Origin of the sequence: Roseomonas sp. 18066, from assembly GCF_902706185.1 — a bacterium.
Lineage (GTDB): Bacteria > Pseudomonadota > Alphaproteobacteria > Acetobacterales > Acetobacteraceae > Pseudoroseomonas.
Genome location: NZ_CACSJM010000086.1, coordinates 1 through 26,324 on the forward strand (window position 1 = coordinate 1; position 26,324 = coordinate 26,324).

General features: G+C 71.9%; 22 protein-coding genes. 13 read left to right on the top strand and 9 right to left on the bottom strand.

What is annotated here, in order from left to right; genetic code table 11:
• On the top strand, nucleotides 1-444 hold a 444-nt coding region (locus GVN67_RS17545), incomplete at its 5' end, for an energy transducer TonB (RefSeq protein WP_159998300.1).
• Between the two features lie 110 nt (nucleotides 445-554).
• On the top strand, nucleotides 555-2,831 hold the full coding sequence (locus GVN67_RS17550) for a TonB-dependent hemoglobin/transferrin/lactoferrin family receptor (protein WP_159998302.1): 2,277 nt from the start codon (nucleotides 555-557) through the stop codon (nucleotides 2,829-2,831).
• 39 nt (nucleotides 2,832-2,870) lie between these two features.
• Here the strand turns inward: GVN67_RS17550 and GVN67_RS17555 are convergent, their stop codons facing one another.
• Nucleotides 2,871-4,688: an extracellular solute-binding protein gene (locus tag GVN67_RS17555; protein WP_159998304.1), complete on the bottom strand. Its 1,818-nt coding sequence runs from the start codon at nucleotides 4,686-4,688 to the stop codon at nucleotides 2,871-2,873.
• A gap of 44 nt (nucleotides 4,689-4,732) precedes the next feature.
• On the opposite strand from GVN67_RS17555, the gene GVN67_RS17560 reads away from it, so the two are divergent.
• Genes GVN67_RS17560 through GVN67_RS17570 form a run of 3 tightly spaced genes read left to right on the top strand, consistent with a single transcriptional unit; the run spans nucleotide 4,733 to nucleotide 9,097 of the window.
• Nucleotides 4,733-5,851, top strand: coding sequence for an ABC transporter permease subunit (locus tag GVN67_RS17560; RefSeq protein ID WP_159998306.1), 1,119 nt, complete (start codon nucleotides 4,733-4,735; stop codon nucleotides 5,849-5,851).
• The gene (locus GVN67_RS17565) at nucleotides 5,844-8,405 is read left to right on the top strand and encodes an ATP-binding cassette domain-containing protein (protein ID WP_159998308.1); all 2,562 of its coding nucleotides are present in this window, start codon (nucleotides 5,844-5,846) and stop codon (nucleotides 8,403-8,405) included. Before GVN67_RS17560 ends, GVN67_RS17565 begins: the two co-directional genes overlap by 8 nt.
• Nucleotides 8,402-9,097: a hypothetical protein gene (locus GVN67_RS17570; RefSeq protein WP_159998310.1), complete on the top strand. Its 696-nt coding sequence runs from the start codon at nucleotides 8,402-8,404 to the stop codon at nucleotides 9,095-9,097. The genes GVN67_RS17565 and GVN67_RS17570 overlap by 4 nt, the downstream gene beginning before the upstream one ends.
• On the opposite strand, the gene GVN67_RS17575 is transcribed toward GVN67_RS17570, so the two are convergent.
• Nucleotides 9,094-9,495 carry a cupin domain-containing protein gene (locus tag GVN67_RS17575; RefSeq protein ID WP_159998312.1) on the bottom strand — a complete coding sequence of 134 codons (402 nt, stop codon included), beginning with the start codon at nucleotides 9,493-9,495 and terminating at the stop codon, nucleotides 9,094-9,096. The genes GVN67_RS17570 and GVN67_RS17575 overlap by 4 nt on opposite strands.
• A gap of 218 nt (nucleotides 9,496-9,713) precedes the next feature.
• Between GVN67_RS17575 and GVN67_RS17580 the strand changes: the two genes are divergently transcribed.
• Nucleotides 9,714-11,786 carry a GAF domain-containing protein gene (locus GVN67_RS17580; RefSeq protein WP_159998314.1) on the top strand — a complete coding sequence of 691 codons (2,073 nt, stop codon included), beginning with the start codon at nucleotides 9,714-9,716 and terminating at the stop codon, nucleotides 11,784-11,786.
• Between the two features lie 93 nt (nucleotides 11,787-11,879).
• On the opposite strand, the gene GVN67_RS17585 is transcribed toward GVN67_RS17580, so the two are convergent.
• From GVN67_RS17585 to GVN67_RS17605, 5 genes are all read right to left on the bottom strand, one after another.
• Nucleotides 11,880-13,310 (bottom strand): hypothetical protein, encoded by a 1,431-nt coding sequence (locus GVN67_RS17585; protein ID WP_159998316.1) that lies wholly within the window; start codon nucleotides 13,308-13,310, stop codon nucleotides 11,880-11,882.
• A 105-nt stretch (nucleotides 13,311-13,415) separates the two neighbouring features.
• Nucleotides 13,416-14,765, bottom strand: a complete 1,350-nt coding sequence (locus GVN67_RS17590) for a globin-coupled sensor protein (protein WP_235035347.1) — start codon at nucleotides 14,763-14,765, stop codon at nucleotides 13,416-13,418.
• A gap of 181 nt (nucleotides 14,766-14,946) precedes the next feature.
• Nucleotides 14,947-15,684 carry an SDR family NAD(P)-dependent oxidoreductase gene (locus GVN67_RS17595; protein ID WP_159998320.1) on the bottom strand — a complete coding sequence of 246 codons (738 nt, stop codon included), beginning with the start codon at nucleotides 15,682-15,684 and terminating at the stop codon, nucleotides 14,947-14,949.
• A 74-nt stretch (nucleotides 15,685-15,758) separates the two neighbouring features.
• Nucleotides 15,759-16,637: a dihydrodipicolinate synthase family protein gene (locus tag GVN67_RS17600; protein WP_159998322.1), complete on the bottom strand. Its 879-nt coding sequence runs from the start codon at nucleotides 16,635-16,637 to the stop codon at nucleotides 15,759-15,761.
• 14 nt (nucleotides 16,638-16,651) lie between these two features.
• Nucleotides 16,652-17,584, bottom strand: coding sequence for a dihydrodipicolinate synthase family protein (locus tag GVN67_RS17605; RefSeq protein WP_159998324.1), 933 nt, complete (start codon nucleotides 17,582-17,584; stop codon nucleotides 16,652-16,654).
• A 140-nt stretch (nucleotides 17,585-17,724) separates the two neighbouring features.
• Here GVN67_RS17605 and GVN67_RS17610 point away from each other — a divergent pair, with 140 nt between their 5' ends.
• The 7 genes from GVN67_RS17610 to GVN67_RS17640 all read left to right on the top strand — a co-directional run bounded on the left by GVN67_RS17610 (nucleotide 17,725) and on the right by GVN67_RS17640 (nucleotide 24,046).
• The gene (locus tag GVN67_RS17610) at nucleotides 17,725-18,765 is read left to right on the top strand and encodes a LacI family DNA-binding transcriptional regulator (protein ID WP_159998326.1); all 1,041 of its coding nucleotides are present in this window, start codon (nucleotides 17,725-17,727) and stop codon (nucleotides 18,763-18,765) included.
• Nucleotide 18,766: 1 nt separating this feature from the next.
• Nucleotides 18,767-19,144: a tautomerase family protein gene (locus tag GVN67_RS17615; RefSeq protein ID WP_159998328.1), complete on the top strand. Its 378-nt coding sequence runs from the start codon at nucleotides 18,767-18,769 to the stop codon at nucleotides 19,142-19,144.
• A gap of 18 nt (nucleotides 19,145-19,162) precedes the next feature.
• Nucleotides 19,163-20,293, top strand: a complete 1,131-nt coding sequence (locus tag GVN67_RS17620) for an acyl-CoA dehydrogenase family protein (protein ID WP_200845299.1) — start codon at nucleotides 19,163-19,165, stop codon at nucleotides 20,291-20,293.
• Nucleotides 20,293-21,897 (top strand): acyl CoA:acetate/3-ketoacid CoA transferase, encoded by a 1,605-nt coding sequence (locus GVN67_RS17625; protein ID WP_159998332.1) that lies wholly within the window; start codon nucleotides 20,293-20,295, stop codon nucleotides 21,895-21,897. Before GVN67_RS17620 ends, GVN67_RS17625 begins: the two co-directional genes overlap by 1 nt.
• Nucleotides 21,888-22,355 (top strand): MaoC family dehydratase, encoded by a 468-nt coding sequence (locus GVN67_RS17630; RefSeq protein WP_159998334.1) that lies wholly within the window; start codon nucleotides 21,888-21,890, stop codon nucleotides 22,353-22,355. The genes GVN67_RS17625 and GVN67_RS17630 overlap by 10 nt, the downstream gene beginning before the upstream one ends.
• A 114-nt stretch (nucleotides 22,356-22,469) precedes the next feature.
• Nucleotides 22,470-23,309 (top strand): ABC transporter substrate-binding protein, encoded by an 840-nt coding sequence (locus GVN67_RS17635; RefSeq protein ID WP_159998336.1) that lies wholly within the window; start codon nucleotides 22,470-22,472, stop codon nucleotides 23,307-23,309.
• A 23-nt stretch (nucleotides 23,310-23,332) separates the two neighbouring features.
• On the top strand, nucleotides 23,333-24,046 hold the full coding sequence (locus GVN67_RS17640; protein WP_159998338.1) for an amino acid ABC transporter permease: 714 nt from the start codon (nucleotides 23,333-23,335) through the stop codon (nucleotides 24,044-24,046).
• On the opposite strand, the gene GVN67_RS17645 is transcribed toward GVN67_RS17640, so the two are convergent.
• Both GVN67_RS17645 and GVN67_RS17650 read right to left on the bottom strand, forming a co-directional pair.
• Complete coding sequence (locus GVN67_RS17645; RefSeq protein WP_200845300.1) at nucleotides 24,043-25,455, bottom strand: MFS transporter; 1,413 nt, start codon at nucleotides 25,453-25,455, stop codon at nucleotides 24,043-24,045. The genes GVN67_RS17640 and GVN67_RS17645 overlap by 4 nt on opposite strands.
• 64 nt (nucleotides 25,456-25,519) lie before the next feature.
• Nucleotides 25,520-26,324 (bottom strand): solute carrier family 23 protein (locus tag GVN67_RS17650; RefSeq protein ID WP_304621463.1); only part of this gene is annotated, 805 nt, incomplete at its 5' end.

Genomic DNA, 26,324 nt, shown 5'->3' on the forward strand with positions numbered 1-26,324 from the left:
GGCCGCCTGGGCGCCGCGGCAGCCGCCGGCGCCCAGGCGGCCACCGCCACCGCCGGCCCCGCGACCGGCGCCGGCGTCGCGGCCGGGGAGGGCGCTTCCCCCCGCGATGGCGCGACCGAAAACAGCGCCGGCGGCGGCTCCCGCCCCGGCGATGCCGACCAGCCGGTCCTGGTCACCAATCCCGGCTTCCGCGCCCGGCCGCAGCCCGCCGACTATCCCGGCCGCGCGCTGGAGATGGGCCAGACCGGCAGCGTCACGCTGCGCGCCCTGGTCGCCCCGGATGGCGAGACGCGGACCACCCGGGTGCACCGCTCCTCCGGCTCCTCGCTGCTCGACCAGGCGGCGCTGGCGGCGGTGCAGCGCTGGCAGTTCCGCGCGGCCAGCGTCGGCGGCCGCCCGGTGCATGCCTGGGTCGAGGTGCAGGTGCATTTCCGCCTGAACTGAGAGGCCAAATGAGCCGGCGGAAACCCGCCCGAAGCGCGGCCTTGGCCTCTGGCGAATTGTTGCGAATGATTCTAAGTAACATTCGCATCAGAACGTCACACAGGGTTTCCATGTTCCGCTCTTCGTTGCGCCTGGCGCTGCTCGGCACCTGCCTGGCGCTGCCCGCCTTCGCCCAGACGACCCCCGCCCCCGAGCCGCAGCCCGTCCAGGTCGACGATCCAGGGCAGGGGCTGGAGGCGCTGGCGCCGACCGTCCTGCCCGGCGTCAACACGACGGCGACCCGCAACAGCCGGCTGCTCTTCGACACGCCGGCGGTGGTCGACATCATCCCCGGCCGCGACCTGGAGCGCCGCATGGCGCGCGACATCCAGGACGTCTTCCGCTACACGCCCGGCGTCAGCGTCAACCAGCAGACCAGCGGCACCGATCCCTTCGGCAGCCTGGGCGGCGTCAGCGTCCGCGGCGTCGGCGGCAACCGCGTGCTGACCATCATCGACGGCGCCCGCACCATGGAGCGCATCACCGACCAGACCCGCGACGTCGTCGAGCCCTGGCACCTGAAGCGGGTCGAGGTCGTGCGCGGCCCGGCCTCGACGCTCTGGGGCTCCGACGCGCTGGGCGGCGTGGTGCAGTTCGTCACCCGCGACCCGGCCGACTATATCCAGCCCGGCCGCAACTGGGGGGCGGAGGCCGATTCGGACTACTCCACCCTCGACCGCGGCTGGCGCAGCCGCGTCACCGGCGCCTGGCGGGCCGGCGAGTTCGAAGGCATGATCGCCTATCAGCGCCGCCAGGCGCATGAGCAGAACCGCAACAACGCGCGCTCGCCCGACGGCATCTGGAACTGCACCCGCGCTGCCGTGGCGCTGCCCTGCAACCGGCTGAACCCGGCCGACATCAACTCGGATTCGCTGCTCGGCAAGCTGGTCTGGAACGCGGCGCCCAACAACCGCATCCGCCTGACCGCCGAGAGCATGCAGCGCGTCACCACCGTCGACCAGCGCTACGACCTGGGCCCGGTGACCGGCGGCATCACCAACCTGTCGCGCGAGCGCAAGCAGTTCCTCGACCGCTACCGCCTCGGCCTCGACCAGGAATGGACCCCGGGCTGGGGCTGGCTGGACGCCGTGCGCTGGCAGGTCGGCTACCACCCGCAGGAGCTGCGCCGCACCGGCGTGCAGATGCGCCGCCTGGCCAATGGCCAGCTCAGCCGCATCGAGGACGAGCTGCAATACAGCGAGGACTTCTGGCAGGGCGACCTGCAGCTGAACTCGTCGTTCAGTGTCCTCGGCATGCGGCACGCCCTGACCTATGGCTTCCAGGGCAGCTTCACCGAGACCGACTATGCCCGCCGCGACGTCACCACCAACCTGACCACCGGCGTCTCCACCGTCGCCCGCGCCGGCGGCTTCAACTTCGCCAATGCCGACACCCGCCGGCTGGATGGCTACATCCAGGACGAGATTTCTGTCCTGAGCAACCGGCTGACGGTGACGCCGGGGTTACGCTATTCGACCTACCGCATCACCCCGCAGCCGGATGCCGACTACCGCGCCTCGCCCGGCGCCGAGCCGACCACGCTCGACGCCGACGACCTGGCGCTGAAGCTCGGCGCCGTGCTGCGCCTCGACGAGACCTGGTCGCTCTTCGGCAATTACGGCGAAGGCTTCAAGATGCCGACCGCCGAGCAGCTCTTCACCTCGCTGCCCGGCGCCAGCTTCAACCTGGTGCCCAACCCCGACCTGAAGCCGGAAAGCGTCCGCTCCTACGAAGGCGGCATCCGCATGCGCCTGCCGCGCGGCTATCTCAGCCTCTCGGCCTTCAACGCCCAGTACGAGGACTTCATCGAATCCCTGGTGAACCTCCCCGGCACCGTCGACTACACCAGCCGCAACCTCTCCTCGGTCAAGGTCTGGGGCATCGAGCTCGCCGGCGCCTATGAGGTGGTGCAGAACTGGACGCTGCAGGCCGCCGCCTCCTGGCAGCGCGGCCGCCAGCGCGCGACGCAGAACAGCGCCAGCACCCCCTTCGACGGCGCCCGCCCGCTGAAGGTCGTCTCCGGCGTCAACTGGACCCAGCCGGAGTGGCGCACCAGCCTCGACGTCACCGGCACCTTCGCCGCCGCCGCCGACGAGGCCTCGACCGCGCAGCGCTACCGCACCCGCGCCTACCAGGTCTTCGACACCGTCGCGACCTGGCGGCCGGTGGAGAATGTCGAGCTCAACCTCGGCATCTTCAACCTCTTCGACGCCCGCTACATCCCGCAGGACGTGACCGGCTACGACCAGAGCCAGTTCGCCACCGCGGCGGTGAAGTCGACCAACCCGATCGAGCTGCAGGTCGCGCCGGGGCGCTGGCTGCGGTTTGGGGCGCGGGTGATCTTCTAAGCAAGCAAGGCTGGGGGAGCGCAGCTCCCCCAGACCCCCTCAGTTTTCTTTGCACCACCAGGCATCATCGCCATAGGCGTAGGCGGGCGCGCGGGCGGGCCAGGCATAACGATCCCGCAACGCCGTCAGCCGGTTCGGCTCGTAATAGGACGGCACCGTCAGCCACTGCCATTGCAAGGCACGGTCCAAAAGCCGCGCGGACAACTGCATCTCCTCGGACGTCTCGGCCCGCACCAACCGATCCAGCAGGCGGTCGACGCCAACAGAAGAAAAACCCGAAAGATTGTTGGACCCGCCGGATCCCCAGTAGCTGCGCTGCTCCTCCCCGGGCCAGGCGGAGCCGATGATGAAGCGATAGATCAGGTCGTAATCGCGCTTCCGCTGCCGGTCGGTGAAGGCCGCCGCATCCAGCACCTCCAGCGACGGCTCGATGCCGATGCGCCGCAACCCCCGGAACCACACCGTCAGCAGCGCCTGCTGCGCCGTCGACTGCGCCAGCACGCTGAAGCGCAGCGGCGCGCCGGTCACGCGGTTGACCATCCGGCCACGCGCGTCCAGCACCCAGCCCGCCTGCTCCAGCAGCGCCAGCGCCTTTTCCAGCGCCGCCCGGTCCCGCCCGCTGCCATCGGTCGGCGGCGGCGTCCAGGCGGCGTCATAGGCCTCGGGCGGGAACAGCGCCGGAAATTCCGCCATGGCGGCGCGCTCGGCCGCGTCGGGCGGCGCCACGGCCGCCATCGGCGAATTGCTGAAGTACGAAGACGTGCGGCGGAAGGCGCCGTGGAACAGCGCCTTGTTGGCCCAGTCGAAATCCAACAGCCCGGTCAGCGCCTGCCGCACCCGCACATCGTCGAAGGGCTGGCGCCGCAGGTTGAAGGCGAAGCCGTTCATCCCCGTCACATACCAATGCGGCTGCTCGACCTTGCGCACCGCGCCGCTGCGCACGGCTTCCGAATCATAGCCGGTGGCCCAGCGCCGCGGATCCATCTCCCGCATCATGTCGGCGCGGTCGGCCAGCACGGCTTCCAGCGACGCCACCCGGTCGCGCAGGTACTGCACCTCCATCCGCGCGATGGTCCAGCGCCCGCGCCCCGTCGGCAGGTCGCGCGCCCACCAGTCCTCGACGCGGTCGAAGATGACACGCCGCCCCGGCTCGACGCCGCTGACGCGATAGGGCCCGCTGCCCAGCGGCGGGTCCATGGTCAGGGCGGTGAAGTCGCGCCCCTCCCAGTAATGCTTCGGCAGCACGAAGAGCGCGCCCAGCCGCTGCATCCGGTCGCGCATCTGCGCCACCGTCGACCCCGCGGGCAGGTGGAAGGCCACTGACCTGCCGTCGAGCGCCTCCAGCCGCACCCCGGCCATCGCGACGCGGAAATGCGGGCGGCCCTTCGACCCCAGCAGGCTGGCGCTGAACACCAGGTCCTCGGCGGTCACCGGCTGGCCGTCATGCCAGCGCGCCTCGCGCCGCAGGGTGAAGCGGATCACGCCGGCGGCCTCGTCGAGCTCCGCCTTCTCGGCCAGGTGGCCATAGGCGACCAGCGGCTCCTCCGGGCTGTCGACCATCAGCGTCTCGTAGACCCAGTTCCACACCCCCATCACGAAGCGGCCGCGCAGAGTGAAAGGGTTCAGCGTGTCGAAGCTGCCCTGCAGCACGCTGCGCAGGCTGCAGGACCCCAGCGGCGCGTCGGGGTCCACATGCGGGAAGTGGGAAAACCCCTCGGGCAGGGCAGGGGTGCCGTGCATCGAGAAGGCGTCGCTGCGCGCCAGCGTCGCCGGCGCCGTGGCCAGGCTGACGAGCAGGGCCGCCGACAGCGCCTTGCCGAGGCCCCGCTTTCGCGGATACATGCGGTTGAGAGTCATTCTCATATTCTCCCCGCCCGCCGCAAAGGCCGCAAGACCCGACGATGCCGCTTCGCCTCCGCCATCCTCTCTTGCGCTACGCGGCGCGGCGCCTGCTGCTGGTGCCGCCGACGCTGCTGGCCATCCTGCTGATCAATGTGGCGGTGACGCAGCTCGCCCCCGGCGGCCCGGTCGAGCATCTGATCGCCCAGCTCACCCCCGGCAACGACGATTCCGGCGGCGCGGCGCGGGTGCTGGGCTCGCCCACCGCGCTGGCCCCCGACCTCGACCCGACGATGCGCTACCGCGGCGCCGACCGGCTGGATGCGGCGACCATCGCCGAGATCGAGCGCATGTTCGGCTTCGACCGCCCGCCGCTGGAGCGCTTCTGGCTGATGCTGAAACGCTTCCTTAGCTTCGATCTCGGTCGCAGCCTGTTCCTCGACCGGCCGGTGGCCGAGCTGCTGTGGCAGCGCCTGCCGGTCTCCGCCTCGCTCGGCGCCTGGTCGACCTTTTTGACCTACGGCATCGCCCTGCCGCTGGGGATCATCCTCGCCGTGCGGCGGGGGACGGGGCTGGACCGCGGCGCGACCTTCGCCATCGCGCTGGCCCATGCCATCCCGGGCGTGGTGGTGGCGGTGGCGCTGCTGGTGCTCTTCGCCGGCGGCCGCGTCTTCGCCTGGTTCCCGACCGAGGGGCTGGTCTCCGCCCATTGGCAGGACCTCACCTGGGGCGCGCGCATCCTCGACTGGCTCTGGCACCTGGTGCTGCCGGTCACCGCGCTGGTGCTGGGCGGCTTCGCCAGCCTGGCGCTGATGACCCGCAGCCTGTTCCTCGAGGAGATCGGCAAGCCTTACGTCCAGCTCGCTTTGGCCAAGGGCCTGGCCGGGCGGCGCGTGCTGTTCCGCCATGTCTTTCCCAACGCCATGCTGGTGGTGCTGGCGGGGCTGCCCTCGGCGCTGATCGGGCTGCTCTTCGGCGGCGGGCTGCTGGTCGAGGTGGTCTTCGGCCTGGACGGCATCGGGCTGCTCGGCTTCGAGGCGATTTCCAGCCGCGACTATCCGGTGATCTTCGGCACGCTCTGGCTCTTCACGCTGCTGGGCCTGGTGCTGCACCTGGCGGGCGACCTGCTGGCGGCGGCCCTCGACCCCCGCATCGGCTTCCAGGCCGCCGCCCGTGGCTGAGCGCCTGTCGCGCCCCCGCCCCGCCGCCACCCGCCGCGCCTGGCGGGCCGGTTTTCTGCTGCTCGCCTTGGCGCTGCTGGTGGCCCCGGCCGAGTTCCTGGCCAACGACCGGCCGGTGCTGCTCTGGAGGGACGGGCAGCTTTCGTCCCCGGTGATCGCCCGCCCGACCGAGCGCGATCTCGGCGGCACCCTGTCGCTGCCGGCGGATTTCCACGATCCGCTGGTGACGCGGCTGCTGGCCGAGCAGGGCGCCTGGACGCTGTGGCCGCCGGTGCGCAGCAACCCGGTCGATCCGGTGCATGACCTGGACGGCACCGCGCCGACCCCGCCCTCGGCCCGCCACTGGCTCGGCACCGACGAGCAGGGCCGCGACGTGCTGGCCCGCCTGATCTGGGGCACGCGGCTGTCGCTCGGCTTCGGCCTGGCGCTGACGCTGTTCTCCCTGGTGATCGGCCTGCCGCTGGGAGTGATCCAGGGCACGCTGGCCGGCCGCATCGACCTGATCGGGCAGCGGCTGACGGAAATCTGGGGCGCGGTGCCGCTGCTGATGCTGCTGATGATCCTTTCATCCGTCCTGGCGCCGGGCTTCTGGGTGCTGGCCGGCGCCATGGCGGCCTTCACCTGGATGGGCGTCGCCTCCTTCACCCGCACCGAAAGCCTGCGCCTGCGCAACCAGGATTTCGTGCGTTCCGCCCGCGCGGCGGGGGCGTCCTGGCGGCGGATCATGCGGCGCCACATCCTGCCCAATGCCGTCGCACCCGTGCTGGCCTCGGCGCCCTTCCTGTTTGCCGGCGGGCTGACGGCGCTGGCGGGGCTGGACCTGCTGGGGCTCGGCATGCCGGCGGGCACGCCGTCGCTGGGCGAGATGCTGGCCCAGGCGCGCAACAACCTGCACGCGCCCTGGCTGGCCGGGGCCGCGGTCGGCATGCTGACCCTGCTGCTGCTGCTGGCGACCCAGCTGGGCCAGGCGCTGCGCGACGCCTTCGACCCGCGGCTGCTGCCGGCGCGGCGCGAGGAAATCCCTGTCGCCACCACGCCTGATCCCGAGGCGGCGTTGCAGATCACGGGCCTGCACCTGTCCTTCGGCCCCGTCGAGGCGGTGCGCGGCGCGTCCCTGCGCATCGGTCGCGGCGAGGCGGTGGCGCTGCTCGGCGATTCCGGCGGCGGCAAGTCGGCCACCGCTGCCCTCGCCGCCGCGCTGCCGCCGCCGCAGGCGACCCGGCTCTCGGGCAGCGTCCGGCTGAACGGGGTCGAGATCATCGCCGCCCCGGCGGAACAATCGAGAAAACTGCGCTTCGCCGCGCTGGGCATGGTCTTCCAGGAAGCCGGCGCGGCGCTGAACCCGACCCGCGCCGTGCTGCGGCAATTGCAGGAGGCGATCGGCGCCCAGCCCGGCCGCCGGATGGACGCGCTGCTCGACGGGCTGGCGCTCTCGGTGCTGCGCGACCGGCCGCGCGCCTTCCCGCATGAGCTCAGCGGCGGGCAGCAGCAGCGCGCGGTGCTGGCCATGGCGCTGGCGCGCGACCCGATGCTGATCATCGCCGACGAGCCCACCGCCAGCCTGGACCCCGCCCTGCGCGGCGCCGTGCTGCGGCTGCTGGACCAGGAGCGTCGCCGCCGCGGCGCCGCGCTGCTGCTGGTCACCCATGACGTCGAGGCGGCGCGGGCGGTGGCCGACCGTATCGCCGTGATGCGGGCGGGGCGCATCGTCGCCGACCTGCCGGCCGCCGCGGTGGAGGCCCAGGCCGAAGCGGCAGGCGAGGGTGACCCGGAGCTGGCCCGCCTGCTGCGGCCGGTGCTGCCGCGGCGGCCGGCCTCGGCGCTGCGCTCGGCGCGGCCGGCGCTGCTCTCGGTGCGCGGGCTTTCCGTCAGCTATCCCGGGCGGGGTGGCGCCGGGCCGGTGCGGGCGCTGTCGGGGCTCGACCTGGAGCTGCGCGCCGGGCGGACGCTGGCGGTGCTCGGCGCCTCGGGCAGCGGCAAGTCCAGCCTGATCGCCGGCCTGCTGCGCCTGGTCCCCGCCGAGGGCGAGGTGCTGATGGACGGCCACCCCCTGCCGCCCGGCGCCGAGTGGCGCGCCCGCATCGGCGTGGTGTTCCAGAACCCGGCGACGGCCCTGTCGCCGCGGATGAAGGTGCTGGACATCGTCGCCGAGCCGCTGGCGATCCACCGCATGGGCGACCGCCGGTCCCGCCTCGCCCGGGCGCGAGAGGCTTTGGCCGCGGTGGAGCTCGACCCGCAGGAATTCGGCGGGCGGATGCCGGCGCGGCTGTCGGGCGGGCAGCGGCAGCGGGTGGCGCTGGCCCGCGCCCTGGTCACCGAGCCGGCGCTGCTGCTGCTGGACGAGCCGACCTCGGCGCTGGACCGCAGCGTCGAGGCCGAGGTGGTGGCCCTGCTGACCCGGCTGCAGGCCGAGCGGTCCTTCGCCTGCCTGCTGGTCACCCACGACCTGCGCATCGCCGCGGCCCTGGCCGACGACACCCTGACGCTGGCGGGCGGCCGACCGGTCGCCGCCAGCGGGCTTGTTCCCCGTGCTCTCGAGGATTCCCTGGCATGACCGACCTCCCCGATCGTTTTTTCCTCAGCGGCGACCCTGCGGTTGCCCTGTCGCGGCTGTCCGGTGCCGGGCGGGTGATGGCGGTGCTGTCCGGGCCGGGGGTGCTGCTGGAGCGGATCGGCACGCTGGAGGCGGTCGTCGAGGTGGATGGCTGGCTGGAGTTCCGCGGCCCGTCGCACACCGCGCGGCTGCGGCGGGACGCGCTGGCGGCGGTGGTCTTCGACCGCACGCCGAGGATGCGCGACAAGCCGCTGCCGCGGGTCGAGCTGCAGGGCGCCGATGGCGTGTCGCTGATGACGCTGCATGGCCTCGATGGCGGCGAGGGCTTCGACGCCGCGCTGGGCCCGGTGGCGGGGGAGGTGGCGCCGCCGCGGGTGCTGGCCGACGTTGTCGAGGAGGGCGCCGCCTCGCCGGAGCCAGCGCGGATGCTGGCGGCGCTGCGGGCGCTGGATGTGCCGCTGCGGGTGACGTTGCGGACGGCCACGGTGGTGCAGCATTACGAAGGGCTGCTGCCGGAATCGCGCGAGATGGGCGGCCATCAGAACCTGATCCAGGCCGATTTCCACCTGCACCTGGCCGACAGCGCCGTGGCGCGCTGGCGGCAGGAAGGCCGGCGGCTGCTGGCCGAGGGCGCCTCGGGCGCGCCGCTCGGCCTCGAATTCCTGCTGCCGGAGGGCGTCGTGCTGGCCTAGCGGCCGCCGGCGTAATCCGCGTCGGCCACGGGCTCCAGCCAGTCGACGGCGCGGCCGTCCAGCCGTTCCTGGATGGCGATATGCGACATGGCGGTGGTCGGGCCGGCGCCATGCCAGTGCTTCTCGCCGGGCGGGAACCAGACGACGTCGCCGGGGCGGATTTCTTCCAGCGGTCCGCCCTCGCGCTGCACCAGGCCGCAGCCGGCGGTGACGATCAGCGTCTGGCCCAGCGGATGGGTGTGCCAGACGGTGCGGGCGCCGGGCTCGAAGGTGACCAGGGCGCCGGCGCCGGTGGCCGGGCCCGGGGCCTGGAACAGCGGGTCGATGCGGACCCTTCCGGTGAACCAGTCGGCCGGGCCGATGCCCGAGGCCTGGCTGCCGCTGCGCGTGATCTCCATGGCGAGGCTTCCTTCTTTGTCGCGCGGCGGCGCGCGGGGTTTGTCGCGCGGCCGCGCGCGCGGGATCTGTCGCGCGGCCGCGCTCGAGGCCGCTGCCGCCGGCGCAGTCTAGGCCAGAAGCGCGCCGCGTGTTACCCGGCCGCGGGCGCGCGGATTCGCTGGATTCCCGGCCGCCGGCCTGCCACAAGCAGCCCAAGGCGCGGACCTACCCCCGGGCCATGGCCATCGCGATGAAAAGAAGCCACGACCTCCCTTCCACCGTGCCCGACGCCGCCGAAGCCGCCCGCCTGGCCGCGCTGGACGATTACGCGGTGCTGGACACCCCGCCGGAGCCGGCCTTCGACGGCATCGTGCAGCTGGCGGCGCGGCTTTGCGCCACGCCGGTCGCCCTCGTCAGCCTGGTCGCCGAGCAGCGACAATGGTTCAAGGCCCGCATCGGGGTGGAAGCCTGCGAGACGCCGATCGGCCAGGCGGTCTGCGCCCATGCCATCCGCGGCGAGGGGCTGCTGGTGATCCCCGACATGACCCTCGATCCGCGCACCCGCGACAACCCGCTGGTCACCGGCGCGCCGGGCATGCGCTTCTACGCCGGGGCGCCGCTGCGCAACCGCACCGGCCAGGCGCTGGGCACGCTTTGCGTCATCGACCTGGTGCCGCGGCCGGCCGGGCTGACCGCCGAGCAGGCCTTCGCGCTGGAGGCGCTGGCGGCCCAGGTGATGGCGCTGCTGGATCTGCGCGGCGAGGCGCATGACCGCGGCCGCATCGCCAATGCCGCGCGCCGCGCCAATGCCGCCGCCAGCGAGCGCGCCGCCCGCAGCGAGGCCGGCCGGCTGCGCGCGCTGGAAGCCGAGGCGCGCGCCCGCATCGCCCAGGAGGCCGGCGGCATCGGCACCTTCGAGATGGCGGTGGCCAGCGGCCGGATGCAGGTCTCGGCCGAGTTCTGCCGGCTGTTCGGCCTGCCCGAGCTTGCTTCCTGCGACGCCGCGGTGCTGGAGGCGCTGGTGCTGCCGGCCGACCGCGCCCGCCGCTCCAGCGACGCCAGTCGCCGCGACGGCTCGGCCGAGGGCGGGGTCGAGTATCGCATCCACCGCGCCGATGACGGGGCGCTGCGCTGGCTCAGCCGCCGCTCGGCCTTCCGCCACGATGCCGCCGGCCAGGTGGTCGCCATGTTCGGCACCGTGCACGACATCACCGAGCGCAAGCTGGACCAGATTCGCCTGGCGGCCAAGGTGGCGCTGGGCGACGCGCTGCGCGACGCCACCACCGATGCCGAGGTGCTGCGGGCGGCGACGGCGACGCTGGGCGACGGGCTGGGGGCGCTGCGCGCCGGCTATGCCGAGATCGACCTGCGCGCCGGCACCGCGCTGCTGCACCAGGACTGGGTGGCGGCCGGGGTGGCCAGCCTGGCCGGCCCGCGCTCGCTGGCCGGCTTCGCCACGCTGGTGGCGCGGCTGGCCGCCGGCCAGGTCGAGGCGATGGCCGACAGCGAGGCCGACCCGGCCCTGGCCGCCGACCGCGCGGGCTTCGCCGCCATGGGCGTGCGGGCGCAGGTGACCGTGCCGCTGCGCCGGCGGGGCGAGCTGACCGCGGCGCTGTTCGTGCAGGACGGCCAGCCGCGCCGCTGGTCGCAGGGCGAGATCGACTTCGCCCGCGGCGTCGCCGACCGCTGCCATGCCGCGCTCGACCGGCTGCGCACCGAGGCGGCCCAGGCGGTGCTGAACCACGAGCTGAGCCACCGGCTGAAGAACAGCCTGACCATGGTGCAGGCGATCGCCGCGCAGACCCTGCGCGGCGTGGCGCCGCGCGCGCCGGTGGAGGCGCTGGAGAGCCGCATCCAGGCGCTGGGGGCGGCGCATGCCGTGCTGCTGCAGCAGCAGTGGCGGGCGGCGCGGATCGACGCGGTGATCGACCAGGTGACCGGGCTGATCGGCCAGCGCGACCGGATTGTCGTCGGGGGGCCGGAGCTGGCGCTGGGGCCGCGCTGCGCCCTGGCCTTCTCGCTGCTGCTGCATGAGCTCGGCACCAATGCGCTGAAATACGGCGCGCTCTCGACCGAGGGCGGGCGCGTGGCGCTCAGCTGGGCGGTGCGCGGCGAGGGCGCCGCGGCCGAGCTGGTGGTGACCTGGCAGGAAAGCGGCGGCCCGCCGGTGGCGCCGCCGACGGAGCGCGGCTTCGGCTCGATGCTGATCCGCCGTGGCCTGCTGGGCGAGGGCGGCACGCAGCTCGACTTCCTGGCCGAAGGGCTGCGGGCCGAGCTGGCCGCGCCGCTGGACGAGGTCCGGCTGGGCTAGGGTGGGTTGTCGTCGGAAAGACGAAGACAACTCACCCCGGCGCCTTGTTCGATCGCGTGATTCAGGCCTCCCCGCGATTCAAGCCTCAAGCCATCACGCGCTGTCTTCGACCGGCGTCACGGCGATCTGGCTGAGCTTCATCGACCAGGTGATGCGCTGCTCCGAGCGGCGGGCGTCGAAATCCGAATAGAAGCTGCGGCGGTGCAGCCAGAGCACCGCCTCGCCGCGCGCCAGCGGGCGCTCGACCCGCAGCGTCTCGGCCGGGGTCTGGGCGAAGGCCAGCACCTCGGCGCCGGCCTTGCCGCGGGCCAGGGCGTTGATGCGCTGCCGCCCGCCGCGATTGACCACCGGGGGCGCGCCGGGCAGGGCGCTGAACCGCACCCGCCCGGTCATGGCCGGGTCGGGCGCGCGCAGCACCAGCCGTGCCAGGGGGCCGAGCAGCAGCAGGCTGCCGATCACCCGGGATTCGGCGCTGGTGGCCTCGACCTGCCAGCCATTGTCGAGCGTCAGGGTGACCGGCGTGGCCGGCAGCGCGGCGAAGGCCGCCAGCTGCCGCGGCCCGACGGCGCCGAGGCCGAGCCGCAGCAGCCGCATCACCGCCAGCTGCTGCGGCGCCCAGGGGGCGGCGGCGGCATCGGCCAGCGCCGTGTCGGCGGCGGCCCATTCGCCGGCGAAAAGATGGTCGCGCGCCGCCAGCAGGCGGAAGGCCTGGCAATGCGCATGCACCGCATGGGCGCCGCAGAGGGCGGCGAGCTCCGCGGTGGGGGCGCCGGCGATCAGCGCGTCGAGGAACGGGTCGAGCTGGCGCCGCTGCTGCAGCTGCACCGACAGCGCATGCGGCCCGTCGGGCAGCATGAACAGGCCGGGCCAGCCGGCCGCATGGAAGCGCCGGGCATTCTCCAGGTCGATCACATCCTGGTCGCCGAACAGCAGCAGATGGCGCGCCGGATCGCCGGTGAGCAGGGCGGCGCCGCGCGGCAGCGCCTCGCCCAGGTCCAGCCATTGCTTGTAGCGCACGGCATAGCGGCCGAAGCGGGCGGTATCGACGCCGATCGGCGGCGCCATGGCCACCACCACCGCCTGCGGCAGCAGCGCCCCCAGCAGCAGCGCGCCATAGGCGCCCATGCTGACGCCGATCACCGCGATGCGCCGGTAGGGCTTGGCGGCCGCCAGGGCGGCGATGAAGCTGGCGAGATCGTCCCAGCCTTCCGCGGTATTGTACCAGCTGCGCTTCTGGTCGCGCAGGAACAGCCGGTCGGCCTGCGGCCGGCGCAGCAGGCCGAAATAGAAGTCGAAGCCGGTGATCGGCGTGCCGCCGCGCACGCCGCTGACGGCGATGACCAGGCAGTCGGCCGCGTCGCCCTCGACGAATTCGGCCTCGTAGCTGCCGAAGGCATGGCGCGGGCCATGCGCCTCGTCCTTCGGCGCCGCCGCCACCGTGTCGGGAGCCGGCGGGGAAGGCGTCGGCGAGACGGCTTCCGTATGCTCCTCGGCAGTGGTGTCGGTCGAACTCGGCAGCGGCATCCGGGCTTTCGTCGGCGGGCAGGGGGAGGGCGGGCTGCCGCGATGTCTAGCCCAGCCGGCCGCGATCGCCAAAAACCGGCGGCAAGCGGCAGCCTGGCCTTTCGCCTATGCCGCGCGGATCTGGCCGATGAAGGCAGCGACCTCGCTGCGCAGATTGGCCGCCTGGCGCTCCTGGTTCTCGGCGACGCGCAGCGCCTCGGCGGCGGCCTCGCCGGTCTCGTGCACGCCCTCGCCGACGCGGGCGATGTTGTCGGTCACCTGGCGGGTGCCGGCCGCCGTCTCCTGCACGCTGCGGGAGATCTCGCGGGTGGCGGCGCCCTGCTGCTCGACCGCGGCGGCGATGGCGGTGGCGACCTTGTTCAGCTCGCTGATGGCGGCGGTGATGCCGCCGATCGCCTCGACCACGTCGCGGGTGGCGACCTGCATCTCGGTCACCTGCTGGCCGATCACCTCGGTCGCCGAGCGGGTCTGGCCGGCCAGCGACTTCACCTCCGACGCCACCACGGCGAAGCCCTTGCCGGCCTCGCCGGCGCGGGCGGCCTCGATGGTGGCGTTCAGCGCCAGCAGGTTGGTCTGGGCGGCGACGGTGTCGATCAGCCCTACCACCTCGCCGATCTTCTGCGCGCCCGTCGCCAGCGCCCGGACGAAGCCGTCGGTGCGGTGGGTGGTCTCCACCGCCTGCTGGGTCATGGCGGTGGAATGCGCCACCTGGCGGGAGATCTCGTCGACCGAGCTGGCCAGCTGCTCGGCGGCGGCGGCGACGGTGCTGACGCCGCCCGAGGCCTCCCGCGCCGCGCTGGCGACCAGCCCGGCCTGGTGCGCGGTCTGCCGGGCGGTGGCGGTCATGGTCTCGGCCGCGCCCTTCAGCACCGCGGCCTGGCTGGCGACCTCGCCGACCAGGGGACCCACGCGGCTTTCGAATGATTCCGACAGCCCGCCGATCTTGCGATCGAAGACATTCTTGTTCTCCTCGATATAGATCGAGATCGCCAGGTCCATGTCCAGCATCACCGCCTGGTTCAGCGCGCGCAGCAGCGCCGCGGTGCGGGCCTGGGCGGCGGCCGGGTTCATGCGGCTGGCATAGGTGCGGCAGGCGACGCCGTAGAGCAGGTTCAGGATGAAGGCATAGCCGCCGATATAGAAGCGCGGCTCCAGCCCGATGCGGCTGTGCATCAGGCCGATGCGGCGCACGCTCTCGGTGTAGCCCTCGTCGAAGCGGCCGGAGAACAGCTTCATCCAGTGGTCGCCCTGCGCCTTCTCGGCCCGCGCGGTGGCGGCCGGGCCGTCGAACATCCGCGACAGGTCCGGCCAGGCGGCGAGATGCGCGTAAAAGGCCTTCAGCACGCCCGGCAGCTCGCGCTGGATGACCGGCAGGAACTCGGCCAGGGCGCTGCGGGTGGCCGCGTCGATGCCGAGGAAGCGCAGGCGATCGCTGATGTCGTGATGAGAGGCCACGGGCTTTGCCTTTTTTGGCGGGGGCAGGGGTCTTGCAGGGGGTGCAATGCCCGTCGCCCGCATCAAAGCAACTATTCGTGAATACCTCGTTACCCCAGCGGTTCCTTGGCCATTGTGGCGGCCAAGGATTTGTCGAGAATTGACGAAATGTCGACTTATGTCGGCGAATGTTAAGTAAGTACTACGGCATATAGCTGCCACCATTGATGTGATAGACCTGCCCGGTGATCCAGCCGGCCGCCGCCGAGGCGAGATACACCGCCATCGCCGCGATCTCCTCCGGCCGTCCCATGCGGCCGAGCGGCAGGGCGCGCGCCATCTCCGCCAGCTCCGCCTCGTCATTGCCGAAGCGCGGCTGGGCGGTGTCGGTCAGGCCCGGGGCGATGGCGTTCACCCGGATGTCGTGTGGCGCCAAGGCGAGGGCCATGGCGCGGGTCAATCCAATCAGCCCGGCCTTGCTGGAGGAATAATGTGCCCCCAGCGGATTGCCGCGCACCGCGCCGGAGGAGAGGTTGATGATGCAGCCCGGCAGCCCCGCCGCCACCATGGCCCGCGCCGCCGCCTGGCCGCAGAAGGCGCTGCCCTTCAGGTTGACGTCGAGCACCGCGTCCCATTCGGCCTCCTCCATCTCCAGGAAGGGCACGCGCGGGAAGATGCCGGCATTGTTGACCAGCACCTGCGGCACGCCGAGCGCCTCGGTGGTGCGTGCGACCAGGGCGCGGCCGGTGGCGACGTCGCGCACATCGCCGGGCAAAGCGAGCGCGCGGCGGCCGCGGGCGCGGATCTCCTCGCAGACCGCCTCGGCGGCGGCGGCGTCGTCGAGGTAGTTGACCGCGACATCGGCGCCGCTCGCGGCGAAGGCCAGCGCCACCGCCCGGCCGATGCCCTGCTGCGCGCCCGTCACCAGCACTGTGCCCATCTCGCCTGATCCTCTCTGCGGAAAGCCGCAGTCTCGGCCTGGCGGGATGCGGCTGTCCAGGCCAGGGCCGGCGCTTAAAGCCCCAGCGCCGTGACGATCTCCTGCGCGAGGCGATCGCGATCCGCCGGCAGCGGCAGCCGCGGCGGGCGCGGCGCGCCGACCGGCCGGCCCATATGGCGCAGCAGCGCCTTGGTGCCGGCGACATAGTACTGCCCGCCGACGAACTCGATCAGCGGCAGGTAGCGGAGGTACAGCGCCCGTGCCTCCAGCAATTTCTGCTCGTCGGCGACAAGAGAAAAAAGCTTGGCCAGCGGACCCGGCGCCAGGTTGGAGGCGACGGCGACCCAGCCCTCGGCGCCTTCGACGAAGCTCTCGAAGCCGAGGATGCCGCCGAAGACCGTCATGCGGTCGCCGCAGAGCCGGATGATGTCGCGCACCCGCGTCACCTCCAGCGTCGATTCCTTGATGTAGAGGCAGTTCGGGATTTCGGCGAGGCGGGCGACCAGCGCCGGCTTCAGGTCGACATTGGCGGTCGCCGGGTTGTTGTAGACCATGATCGGCAGGCCGATGGCGTCGCCGACCGTCTTGTAGTGGTGGAACAGCTCGTCGTCGGTCGGCGTCGAATAGAAGGGCGGGATGATCATCACCCCGTCGGCGCCGAGGCTTTCCGCGCGACGGCTGAGGCGCACCACTTCCCGCGTGTCCTCCGCGCCGGTCCCAACCAGCACCGGCACGCGGCCGGCGGCCTGCCGGATCACCGTCTCCGCCACCGCGACATGCTCGTCATCGGACAACGACAAAAACTCGCCGGTGGAGCCGAGGGGGATCAGGCCGTGGATGCCCTGCGCGATCTGCCAATCGACGAAGTCGCGCAGCGCCGGCAGGTCCAGCTCGCCCCCTTCGGTGAAGGGGGTGATCATCACCGTGTAGGTGCCGCGGAATGGCTTGGTCATCGCGTCGATCCCCTTCAGGCGGTGAGCAGGTCAGCGGCCACCAGCGCCGCGCGGATTTCCGCCCGTTCGGCGGCGGTGATCGGCAGCAGCGGCGGGCGCGGATCGGGATGCGGCAGCCGGCCCAGCAGATGCAGCGCCGTCTTCATCCGGTTGTGCATGTCGAGGCCGGGCCGGCGGTAGAAGACGCGGGCCAGCGGCAGCAGCCGGTCATTGGCCGCCCGCGCCCCGGCGATGTCGCCCGCCTGGCTGGCGGCGAACATCGCGGCCAGGATGTCGGAGGCGACGCTGCCGATGCCCGACAGGATGCCGTCGGCGCCATAGCTCAGCGAGGCGAAGAGCCAGCCATTGTTGGTGGTCAGCACGGTGACCGGCCGGCCGCAGCGGCGCAGGGCGCGCAGATTGTCCTCGTAGATGGCGGGGATGTCGCTGCCTTCCTTCACCGCGATGATCTGCGGCACCTCCGCCACCAGCCGCGCCAGCAGCTCGGTGGCGTAGCCGAGGCCCGAGGCGCGCGACAGCTGGAACAGCACGATCGGCAAGGGCGTCGCCGCCGCCACGGCCTTGACGAAGGCCAGCGCCATTTCCGGCCGCGCCTCGGCGCCCTGGGCGAAGAGCGCGGGCGGGAAGAGCAGCAGCGCATCCGCCCCGGCCGCCGCCGCGTCGCGGGCCAGCGCGCAGGCGCCGCGGGTGTCGTCGGCGACGATGCCGGCGACGACGCCGACGCGGTCGCCGGCGACCTGCCGCGCGACGCGGATCACGGCAGCGCGCTCGCCAGCATCCAGCGCGGTCGCCTCGCCGGCATGGCCGTTCACCACCAGCGCGCGCACGCCGGGCACGCGCGCCAGCTGCGCCAGATGGGCGGCCAGCGCCGCGGCGTCGATGCTGCCATCCGGCGCGAAGGGGGTGAGGGAGGCGGGCCAGATGCCGCCAATGCCGGTCAGGTCCATGCCCCGCCTTTCGGAAATGCTCGCAAACGTTTGCGGCGCCAGTCAAAGTCATTTCATGCCGCATGGTCAAGCGAGTTTACGAAGCCGGCCCGGTGATTCGGGCTTGCCTCCGCAAACGATTGCGGGCGATGCTCGGCGCCATGCAGGAGACGCTTCCCCCCACCCTCCAGGGCGCGGTGACGCTGCGCGACGTGGCGCGGGCGGCCAAGGTGTCGGTCAGCACGGCCTCCCGCGCGCTGGCCGGCGGGCTGACCAGCCGCGCCACCGAGCAGCGGCTGCAGCGCATCGCCGCCGAGATGGGCTATCGCCCCAACACCCTGGCGCGCGGGCTGAAGACGCGCTCGTCGCGGCTGGTCGGGCTGGTGGTGCACAACCTGACCAACGCTTCCTTCCGCGTCCTCGCCGAGGTGGTGCAGCAGCGGCTGCGCGCCGCCGGCTACCAGGCGATCCTCTGCATCACCGCCGACGATGCCGAGCAGGAGGCGGCGACCATCGCGACGCTCTCCGACCAGCGGGTCGACGGGCTGATCATCTGCCCGACGGGGCAGAACGGCGCGCAGCTGGCGGCCCTCGAGCAGGCCGGCGTGCCCGTCACCTGCGTCGTCCGCCGCGACGAGGGCACCCGGCTGGAGACGGTGCTGGCCGCCGATCCCGAGGGCGCCTATGCCGGCACGCAGCATCTGCTCGGCCTCGGCCATCGCCGCATCGGGCTGGTGGTCGGGCGGCAGGAGACCACCTCGGGCCGCGAGCGCCTGTCCGGCTATCGCCGCGCGCTGGAGGAGGCGGGCATCGGCTTCGACGCCAGCCTGGTGCATGAGGGCCGCTACGCCCCCGAGACGGGGCTCGCCGGCTGCCGGCAGCTGCTGGACCGCGACGACCGGCCCACCGCCTTGTTCGTCGCCAACCACGAATCCGCACTCGGCGTGCTGCGGGGCCTGGCCGAGCGCGACATCCTGGTGCCCGAGCATCTGTCGCTGCTCTGCTACGAGGACATGCCCGGCTTCGCCTGGCAGCGCCCGGCGATCAGCGTCGTCGACAGCGGCGCCGAGGCCATGGCGGAGCTCGCCGCCGACCGCCTGCTGCAGCGGCTGCGCGGCGAGGGCGGCAGCCGCGCCGCGCGCGAATACCGCATCGGCGCGCGGCTGATCGAGCGCCAATCCTGCCGCCGGCTGGAGGACTGACATGCCCTATCTCGAGCTGCTGGCCCCGCCCATCGACCCCGCGACCCGCGCCGCGGTGGTGGCCGAGGCGACGGCTGCCATCTGCACGGCCTTCGACGTCGGGGTGGAGACCGTCTCGGTCTATTTTCTCGACGTCGCCGCCTCGCATTACGGCCATGCCGGCCGCATGGGCGATGCCGGGCCGCAGCGCATCTTCGCCAAGCTGCATGCCTATCGCCGTGACGCCGCGGCGCGGCGGCGCGCGGCCGGGCTGCTGACCCCGCTGCTGGCGCGCCATTACGGCGTGCCGGCGCAGACGCTCGCCGTCTATTTCTTCGACCGCGCGCTGGACGAGGTGGCGCATGGCGGCACCCTGTCCAGCGACGCCGAGCCAGGCTGATTGGGCATGCACCGTTTCATGACCGAGTCCGAGACCGCCCTGCGCGACACCGCGCGGCGCTTCGCGGAAAAGGAAATCCTCCCCCGCGCCGCGGCGATCGACCGCGAGGACCGCTTCGATCGCGGCCTGTACAAGGGGCTCGCCGAGCTCGGCCTGTTCGGCGTGGCGCTGGACGAGGAGGCGGGCGGCTCCGGCATGGGCGCGATCGGCGCCTGCATCGCCATGGAGGAGCTGGCGCGCTGCTCCGGCGCCGTCGCCAATGCCTTCGCCATCCCGGTCGAGGCGGTGCTGTTCCTGCACCAGCACGGCAATGCGCGGCATCGCGCGCTGATCCCGGGAATTCTGGCGGGCGACATCATCCCGGCGACCGCCGTGACCGAGCCCGACCATGGCTCCGACGTCGCCGGGCTGCGCACCACGGCCCGGCGCGACGGCGAGGGCTGGGTGCTGAACGGCACCAAGGCCTGGGTGACGCTGGGTGGCGTGGTCGATGCGCTGATGGTCTTCGCCCGCAGCGGCACGGAAGGCGGCCACAAGGCGATCAGCTGCTTTCTGCTGGATGGCGGCTCGCCCGGGCTGATCCGCGGCAAGAACGAAGAGCTGCTCGGCATGCACGGGCTCGAGGATTGCATGATCACCCTGGACGGCGTGCGCGCGCCGGCCGATGCGGTGGTCGGCCCCGAGAACGGCGCCTTCAAGATGGCCATGGGCAACTTCAACTTCTCCCGGTTGATGATGTCGGCGATGGCCTTGGGCATGGCGCAGGCGGCCTTCGAGGACGCCGTCGCCTATGCGAAATCGAGAAAGCAGTTTGGCGGGCCGATCATCGGCTTCCAGGCGGTGCAGTTCATGCTGGCCGACATGTCCACCGACATCGCCGCCGCGCGGCTGCTGATCCACCATGCGGCGCGGCTTTGCGACGCCGGCCATGCCATCGCCAAGGAAGCGGCCCAGGCGAAGCTCTTCACCACCGACATGGCGATGAAGCACGTCTCCAACGCGCTGCAGATCCATGGCGGCAACGGCTATTCCCGCGAATACCGCATCGAGCGGCTGTTCCGCGACGTGCGGCTGGCGCAGATCTACGAGGGCACCAACCAGATCCAGCGGCTGATCATCGCCCGCCAGGTCGAGAAGGACATGGCCTGATGGGCGCCGCTGGCCCGCGCATCCTCTCGGCCGAGGCCGCCGCCGCGCTGGTGCAGGATGGCGATTTTCTGTTCGTTGGCGGCAATGGCGGCACCGGCACGCCGGAGGCGGTGATCGAGGCGGTGGAGCGCCGCTTCCTCGGCGGCCTCGGCCCGCATGACCTGACGCTGTTCCACGTCACCGGCATCGGCGCGGTCAGCGAGCATGGCATGTGCCATTTCGCGCATCAGGGGTTGGTGAAGCGCGTCTATGGCGGCCATTACGGGCTGCAGGTGCCCTTCATGGCGCTGATCGACGGCAACCATATCGAGGCCTACAACTTCCCCCAGGGCGTGATGACCGGGCTGTGCCGCGCGCTGGCGGCCGGGCAGCCGGGGGTGCTGACCCATGTCGGGCTCGACACCTACATGGATCCGCGCCTGGGCGGCGGCCGGATGAATCCGCGCACGACCGAGGAGCTGGTCGAGACCGTCGCGCTGCGCGGCCAGGAATTCCTGTTCTATCGCGTGGCCGAGACGCCGCGCGTCGCCATCCTGCGCGGCACCACGGCCGATGAGGACGGCTATGTCAGCATGGAGCACGAGGCCACCACGCGCGAGGACCTGTCCATCGCCCAGGCGGTGCACAATGCCGGCGGCATCGTCATCTGCCAGGTCAAGCGCATGGTCCGCCGCGGCAGCCTGCATCCGCAGATGGTCAAGATCCCCGGCTTCCTCGTCGATGTCCTGGTCGTCGAGCCGGGGCAGATGCAGACCTTCGGCACCGTCTTCGACCCCAGCCGCTGCGGCGAGACGCGGGTGCCCACCTCCGCCATCCTGCCCGACCCGATGAGCGAGCGCCGCGTCATGGCCCGCCGTGCCGCGCTGGAATTGCGCCCAGGCGACGTGGTCAATCTGGGCGTCGGCGTCTCGGCGATGATCCCCAATGTCGCCGCCGAGGAAGGCATCGAGGACCTGATCACCCTGACCGTCGAGGCCGGGGTGATCGGCGGCGTGCCCGGCCATGCCCGCGAATTCGGCACGGCGATCAATCCGCGGGCGATCCTCGACCAGGGCTACCAGTTCGACTTCTACGATGGCGGCGGGCTGTCCTGCGCCTTCCTGTCGTTTGCGCAGGTGGATGTGCACGGCAACGTCAATGTCACGCGCTTCGGCAACCGCTTCGCGGGCTCCGGCGGCTTCATCGACATCACCCAGAACACGCGGCGCCTGGTTTTCAGCGGCACGCTGACCGGCGGCGGGCTGGATCTCTCCGTCACCGACGCGGGCATCGCCATCACCCGCGAGGGAAAGATCAAAAAATTCCTGGGCGCGGTGGAGCAGGTCAGCTTCAGCGCCGCGCTGGCGCGGAAGAAAGGCCAGCAGGTCAGCTTCGTCACCGAGCGCGCCGTCTTCGAGCTGGTGGATGATGGCCTGCTGCTGACCGAGATCGCGCCGGGCATCCGGCTGCAGGAAGACGTGCTCGACCAGATGGAATTTCTGCCGGCGGTCAGCCCGAACCTCAGGCCGATGGACAGCCGCCTGTTCGGCCCCGGCCCGATGGGCATTCGCGACGAATTCCTGCGCCAGGCGGCGCGGCCGCGGAGGCCGAAGAAATGCGCCTGACCCAGCCGCCCGCGGACAGCCTGTTCCTCGAGGACATCGTCATCGGCCAGCAATGGCAGACGGCCGAGCATCGTGTCACCGCCAACGACATCCTGTTCTTCGGCCGCCTGACCCGGGACGAGCACCCGCTGCACAATGATGAGGCTTACTGCCGCGAAAGGGGCTTCCCCACCGTCATCGCGCATGGGCTCTACGGCCTGGCGCTGATGGAAGGGCTGAAGACCGGCCTGCGGCTTTACGAGCGCAGCTCGATCGCCTCGATGGGCTGGGACAAGGTGCGCTTCCGCAAGGCGGTGCTGGCCGGCGACGTGCTGCATCTGCGCTTCCGCTTCACCGCGGCGCGCCCCAGCCGCCAGCCCGGCCGCGGCCTGGTCACCGAGTTTCTTGAGCTGGTCAACCAGGATGGCGAGATCGTCATCGATGCCGAGCATGTTTCCCTGCTTCTCGCCCGGGGGTGATGGGCGAAGCCGCGTGTCGATGGCACGCGGATTGCTGGACCAGTTGATTCCTGTCGTGAGTGGTGGCCGCGTCGTCAGGGGTGGCCAGGCAATTCAAGCAACGGGATACAAGCCATGCTGATGCGACGCCTTTTCGTCGGCCTTGCCGGCGCCCTCCTGCTGGCCGGCACGGCCCAGGCGCAGACCTGCACGCCGGCCGTGCCCGCCGCCAACCTGCTGGAAGCCGGCAAGTGGCAGATGTCGATCAACCCGACGCTGCCGCCGCAGCAATTTGTCGATCGCAGCGGTGAGCTGCAGGGGCTGAATGTCGAGCTCGCCCGCGCCGCCGCCGCGAAGATGTGCCTGGAGCCGGTCTTCCTGCGCATGGACTTCCCGCCGATGGTGCCCGGCCTGCGCGCCAACCGGTTCGACACCATCAACACCGGCCTGTTCTGGACCGAGGAGCGCTCGAAGCTCTTCTACATGGTCCCCCACGCGCAGCAGGCGATCAGCGTCTACACGCTGCCCACCAGCACGCTGACCATCGGCAAGTTCGACGATCTCGCCGGCCGCGTCGTCGGCATCGAGAGCGCGACCTACCAGGAGCGCAAGTCGCGCGAGGTCAATGCCGAGATGGTGGCGCGCGGGTTGAAGCCGATCGACTTCCGCACCTTCTCCACTGCCAGCGAGACGGTCGCCGCGCTGCGCGCCGGCCAGCTGGAAGCCGCCATCAACATCGACGAGACCGCCAACGACCTGGTGCAGAAGAAGGTCGCGAAAATTCATCTGAGCGGCATGTTCGGCACCGACATCACCTTCGCCTTCCGCGACCGGGTGATGGCCGAGGCTTTCGCCCAGGCGCTGACCGCGCTGAAGGCCGACGGCACCTATGACCGCCTGTTCGAGAAGTTCGGCATGACCCGGCTGACCGGCGCCAGCTTCGCCATCCGCGGCCCCGGCCCCGGCGGCAGCTGAGGCGCCAGCAGAGGACCCGGCCGATGTTCGACGTGAACGCCTTCCTGTCCTATCTGACCAACGCCTATCTGCTGCAGGGCGTGCTGGTGACGATCGGGCTGACCGTCGCCACCATGATCATCGGCCTGATCCTCGGCACCGGGCTCGCCTTGCTGCGCATGGCGCCCAGCTACTGGGTCTCGGCGCCGGCGCGCTTCTATGTCTGGATCTTCCGCGGCACGCCGCTGCTGGTGCAGCTGGTGCTGATCTATACCGGCCTGCCGCAGCTGGGCATCAAGCTGGGGGTGCTGCCCTCGGCGCTGCTGGCGCTCAGCCTGAACGAGGCCGCCTATCTGTCGGAGACCATCCGCGGCGGCTTCAACGGCGTGGCCAAGGGCCAGCGCGAGGCCGCCCATGCGCTGGGCCTGTCGCGCTGGAACACGCTGCGGCTGGTGCTGATGCCGCAGGTGGCGCGGCTGATCATCCCGCCGCTGGGCAATTCGCTCAACGGCCTGCTGAAGGCGACGTCGCTGGCCTCGGTGATCTCGCTGGAGGAGCTGATGCGCCGCAGCCAGGTGCTGATGCAGGAGCGCTTCGAGGTGCTGGAGCTCTATTGCGTCGCCGCCGTCTACTACCTGGTGCTGACGACGCTGTGGAACCTGGTGCAGGTCCGGCTGGAGGCGCATTACGGCCGCGGCTATGCCGAGACCGCCGCGGCGCCGAAGAACGGCGCCGCCCTGGCGGCGAACCCGGCCTAACGCTGGACGATGCCCTCGCCGGCATCCTTCGGCAGCCGCAGCGCGAGTGGCGCCGCCAGCAGGCTGAGCAGCGCCCCGGTCAGGAAGGCGGCGGTGAAGTCGGGCATCGCGGCCACTTCGCGCCCGCCCATCGCCACGCTGATCTGCAGCGCCGCCGAGGCCACCACCACGCCCAGCGCCAGCGGCAGCTGCTGCGCCGTGCTGTAGAGGCTGGTCGCCGCCGACAGCTTGTCCTGCGGCACATCGGCATAGGCCAGGGTGTTCAGCGTGGTGAAATGCAGGCTGCGGAACAGCCCGCCCATCAGCAGCACCAGGAAGACCGCGGTCATCGGCCAGCCCGGGCGGAAGGCGCCGCAGGCCGCGATGGTCAGCGCCGCGCAGACCGCGTTCCAGATCAGCACGTTGCGGAAGCCGAAGCGGCGCAGCGCGAATTTCGCCATCGGCTTCATGGCGAAGGCCCCGAGCGCGGTCGCGAAGCTGACCATGCCGCTCTGCGACGCGCTGGCGCCGAAGCCCAGCTGCAAGGTCAGCGGCACCAGGAAGGGCACCGCGCCGGCGCCGACCCGGAACACCGTGCCCGCGACATTCGGCACCAGGAAGCTCGGGATCTTCAGCAGGGAGAAGTCGAGCGCCGGGTTGGCGACCTTCAGGCAATGCCGCACCGCGATCACGGTCAGCAGCAGGCCGGCGACGAGCGCGGCCTCGGCCAGCCAGGGCGCCACCAGCCCGCGGCCCAGCGTCTCGAAGGCGAACATCAGCGCCGCCAGCGCGGCGCCGACCAGCGTCAGCCCGGCGAGGTCCGGCGGCGGCGGCAGGCTGCGCGGCAGCGCCGGGATGACGCGCCAGACCAGCAGCAGCCCCAGCAGCCCGACCGGCACATTGATCCAGAACACCGCCCGCCAGGAGATCAGGTCGGTCAGCAGCCCGCCCACCGGCGGCCCCAGCAGCGGCCCCAGCAGCCCCGGCATGGTCAGCCAGGTGGTGACCGACAGCAGCTCTTCCTTGCGCACCCGCCGCAGCAGCAGCAGCCGCCCGACCGGCACCATCATGGCGCCGCCCAGCCCCTGCAGCACGCGGGCCGCCACCATTTCCGCCAGCCCGTCCGACAGCCCGCAAAAGGCCGAGGCGATGGTGAAGGTGGCGATCGCCGCCATGAACACCTGCTTGGCCCCGAAGCGGTCGGCGACCCAGCCCGATAGCGGGATGAACACCGTCAGCGCCACCAGGTAGGAGGTGATGGCCACCCCCATCACCAGCGGGTCCTCGCCCATCGAGCGCGCCATGGCGGGCAGGGCGGTCGCCACCACCGTGCTGTCCAGGTTCTGCATGAACAGGGCGCTGGCGACGATGGCGGCCATCACCCGCGGGTCGGGCATCTTCGGTTCGGGTAGCGCGTCTTCCTGGGGCATCAGGCTCCGCCGGCGGAATTATTGGTGCCAAGCTAGTCCCGTCTGCCCGGCCCGGCCAGCCGGCCTAATCCTCGATTTCCGCCACGATCCGGCCGGGGCCGACCTGGGTCCGGTCCGCCAGATGCTCCAGCAGGCGGCGCGCCAGGGCGATGGCGCCGCGCGCCTCCTCCAGCGACTCGACCCCTTGCCAGGCGGCCTCCGGCAGCGCCTCCCCCTGCCAGGTCAGGGTCATCCGCACCGTGGTGCCCAGCTGCGCCAGCTCCAGCCGCAGCGGCGTCGCGGGTGCTGCCAGCAGCACGGCCACCTCGCCCAGCTCATTGGCCACCATCGCCATCCGCGTCGCGGTGTCGGCGCGCAGGCCCCAGCCGCGGGCGGCGCCCTCGGTCAGCGCGGCCAGGTCCGGCGGCGGGTCGCCGGCCTGCCAGTCCACCCGGCTGCGCGGCGCCGTGCCGATCTGCAGCACCGCGTTCAGCGCCAGCGCCACCACCACCGACAACGCCAGGGAAGAACTGACCAGCCCGCGCGCGAAATCCGGCAGGCCACTGTAGAAGCCGGGCAGGGCGTCGAAGGACAGGCCCAGGATCAGCGCCGCCCCGATCACCAGGATGCGCCGCGTGTCCAGCACCCGCTGCGTCAGGATGCCCATCCCCGCCAGCACGATATGGGTCGCCGCGAAGAACAGGCAGGCCGCCACCACATGCAGCGGGATCGCCAGCAGCAGCCGCGCGCTGCCCGGCACCAGCCCGACCAGCAGCCACCCCGCCGCGATTCCGAAGCCGACGCGCCGCGACAGCACCCCGGTGGCGCGCGCCAGCCCGACCGAGGCGGAGTAGGTCTGTCTCTTATACAAATCTCCGAGCCCACAAGAC

Bases quoted from the DNA above. Each gene is read 5' to 3' on its own strand.
- GVN67_RS17550 (WP_159998302.1), top strand. From the start codon at position 555: ATGTTCCGCTCTTCGTTGCGCCTGGCGCTGCTCGGCACCTGCCTGGCG.
- GVN67_RS17555 (WP_159998304.1), bottom strand. From the start codon at position 4,688: ATGACTCTCAACCGCATGTATCCGCGAAAGCGGGGCCTCGGCAAGGCG.
- GVN67_RS17560 (WP_159998306.1), top strand. From the start codon at position 4,733: ATGCCGCTTCGCCTCCGCCATCCTCTCTTGCGCTACGCGGCGCGGCGC.
- GVN67_RS17570 (WP_159998310.1), top strand. From the start codon at position 8,402: ATGACCGACCTCCCCGATCGTTTTTTCCTCAGCGGCGACCCTGCGGTT.
- GVN67_RS17575 (WP_159998312.1), bottom strand. From the start codon at position 9,495: ATGGAGATCACGCGCAGCGGCAGCCAGGCCTCGGGCATCGGCCCGGCC.
- GVN67_RS17580 (WP_159998314.1), top strand. From the start codon at position 9,714: ATGGCCATCGCGATGAAAAGAAGCCACGACCTCCCTTCCACCGTGCCC.
- GVN67_RS17585 (WP_159998316.1), bottom strand. From the start codon at position 13,310: ATGCCGCTGCCGAGTTCGACCGACACCACTGCCGAGGAGCATACGGAA.
- GVN67_RS17595 (WP_159998320.1), bottom strand. From the start codon at position 15,684: ATGGGCACAGTGCTGGTGACGGGCGCGCAGCAGGGCATCGGCCGGGCG.
- GVN67_RS17600 (WP_159998322.1), bottom strand. From the start codon at position 16,637: ATGACCAAGCCATTCCGCGGCACCTACACGGTGATGATCACCCCCTTC.
- GVN67_RS17605 (WP_159998324.1), bottom strand. From the start codon at position 17,584: ATGGACCTGACCGGCATTGGCGGCATCTGGCCCGCCTCCCTCACCCCC.
- GVN67_RS17610 (WP_159998326.1), top strand. From the start codon at position 17,725: ATGCAGGAGACGCTTCCCCCCACCCTCCAGGGCGCGGTGACGCTGCGC.
- GVN67_RS17615 (WP_159998328.1), top strand. From the start codon at position 18,767: ATGCCCTATCTCGAGCTGCTGGCCCCGCCCATCGACCCCGCGACCCGC.
- GVN67_RS17620 (WP_200845299.1), top strand. From the start codon at position 19,163: ATGACCGAGTCCGAGACCGCCCTGCGCGACACCGCGCGGCGCTTCGCG.
- GVN67_RS17625 (WP_159998332.1), top strand. From the start codon at position 20,293: ATGGGCGCCGCTGGCCCGCGCATCCTCTCGGCCGAGGCCGCCGCCGCG.
- GVN67_RS17630 (WP_159998334.1), top strand. From the start codon at position 21,888: ATGCGCCTGACCCAGCCGCCCGCGGACAGCCTGTTCCTCGAGGACATC.
- GVN67_RS17635 (WP_159998336.1), top strand. From the start codon at position 22,470: ATGCTGATGCGACGCCTTTTCGTCGGCCTTGCCGGCGCCCTCCTGCTG.
- GVN67_RS17640 (WP_159998338.1), top strand. From the start codon at position 23,333: ATGTTCGACGTGAACGCCTTCCTGTCCTATCTGACCAACGCCTATCTG.
- GVN67_RS17645 (WP_200845300.1), bottom strand. From the start codon at position 25,455: ATGCCCCAGGAAGACGCGCTACCCGAACCGAAGATGCCCGACCCGCGG.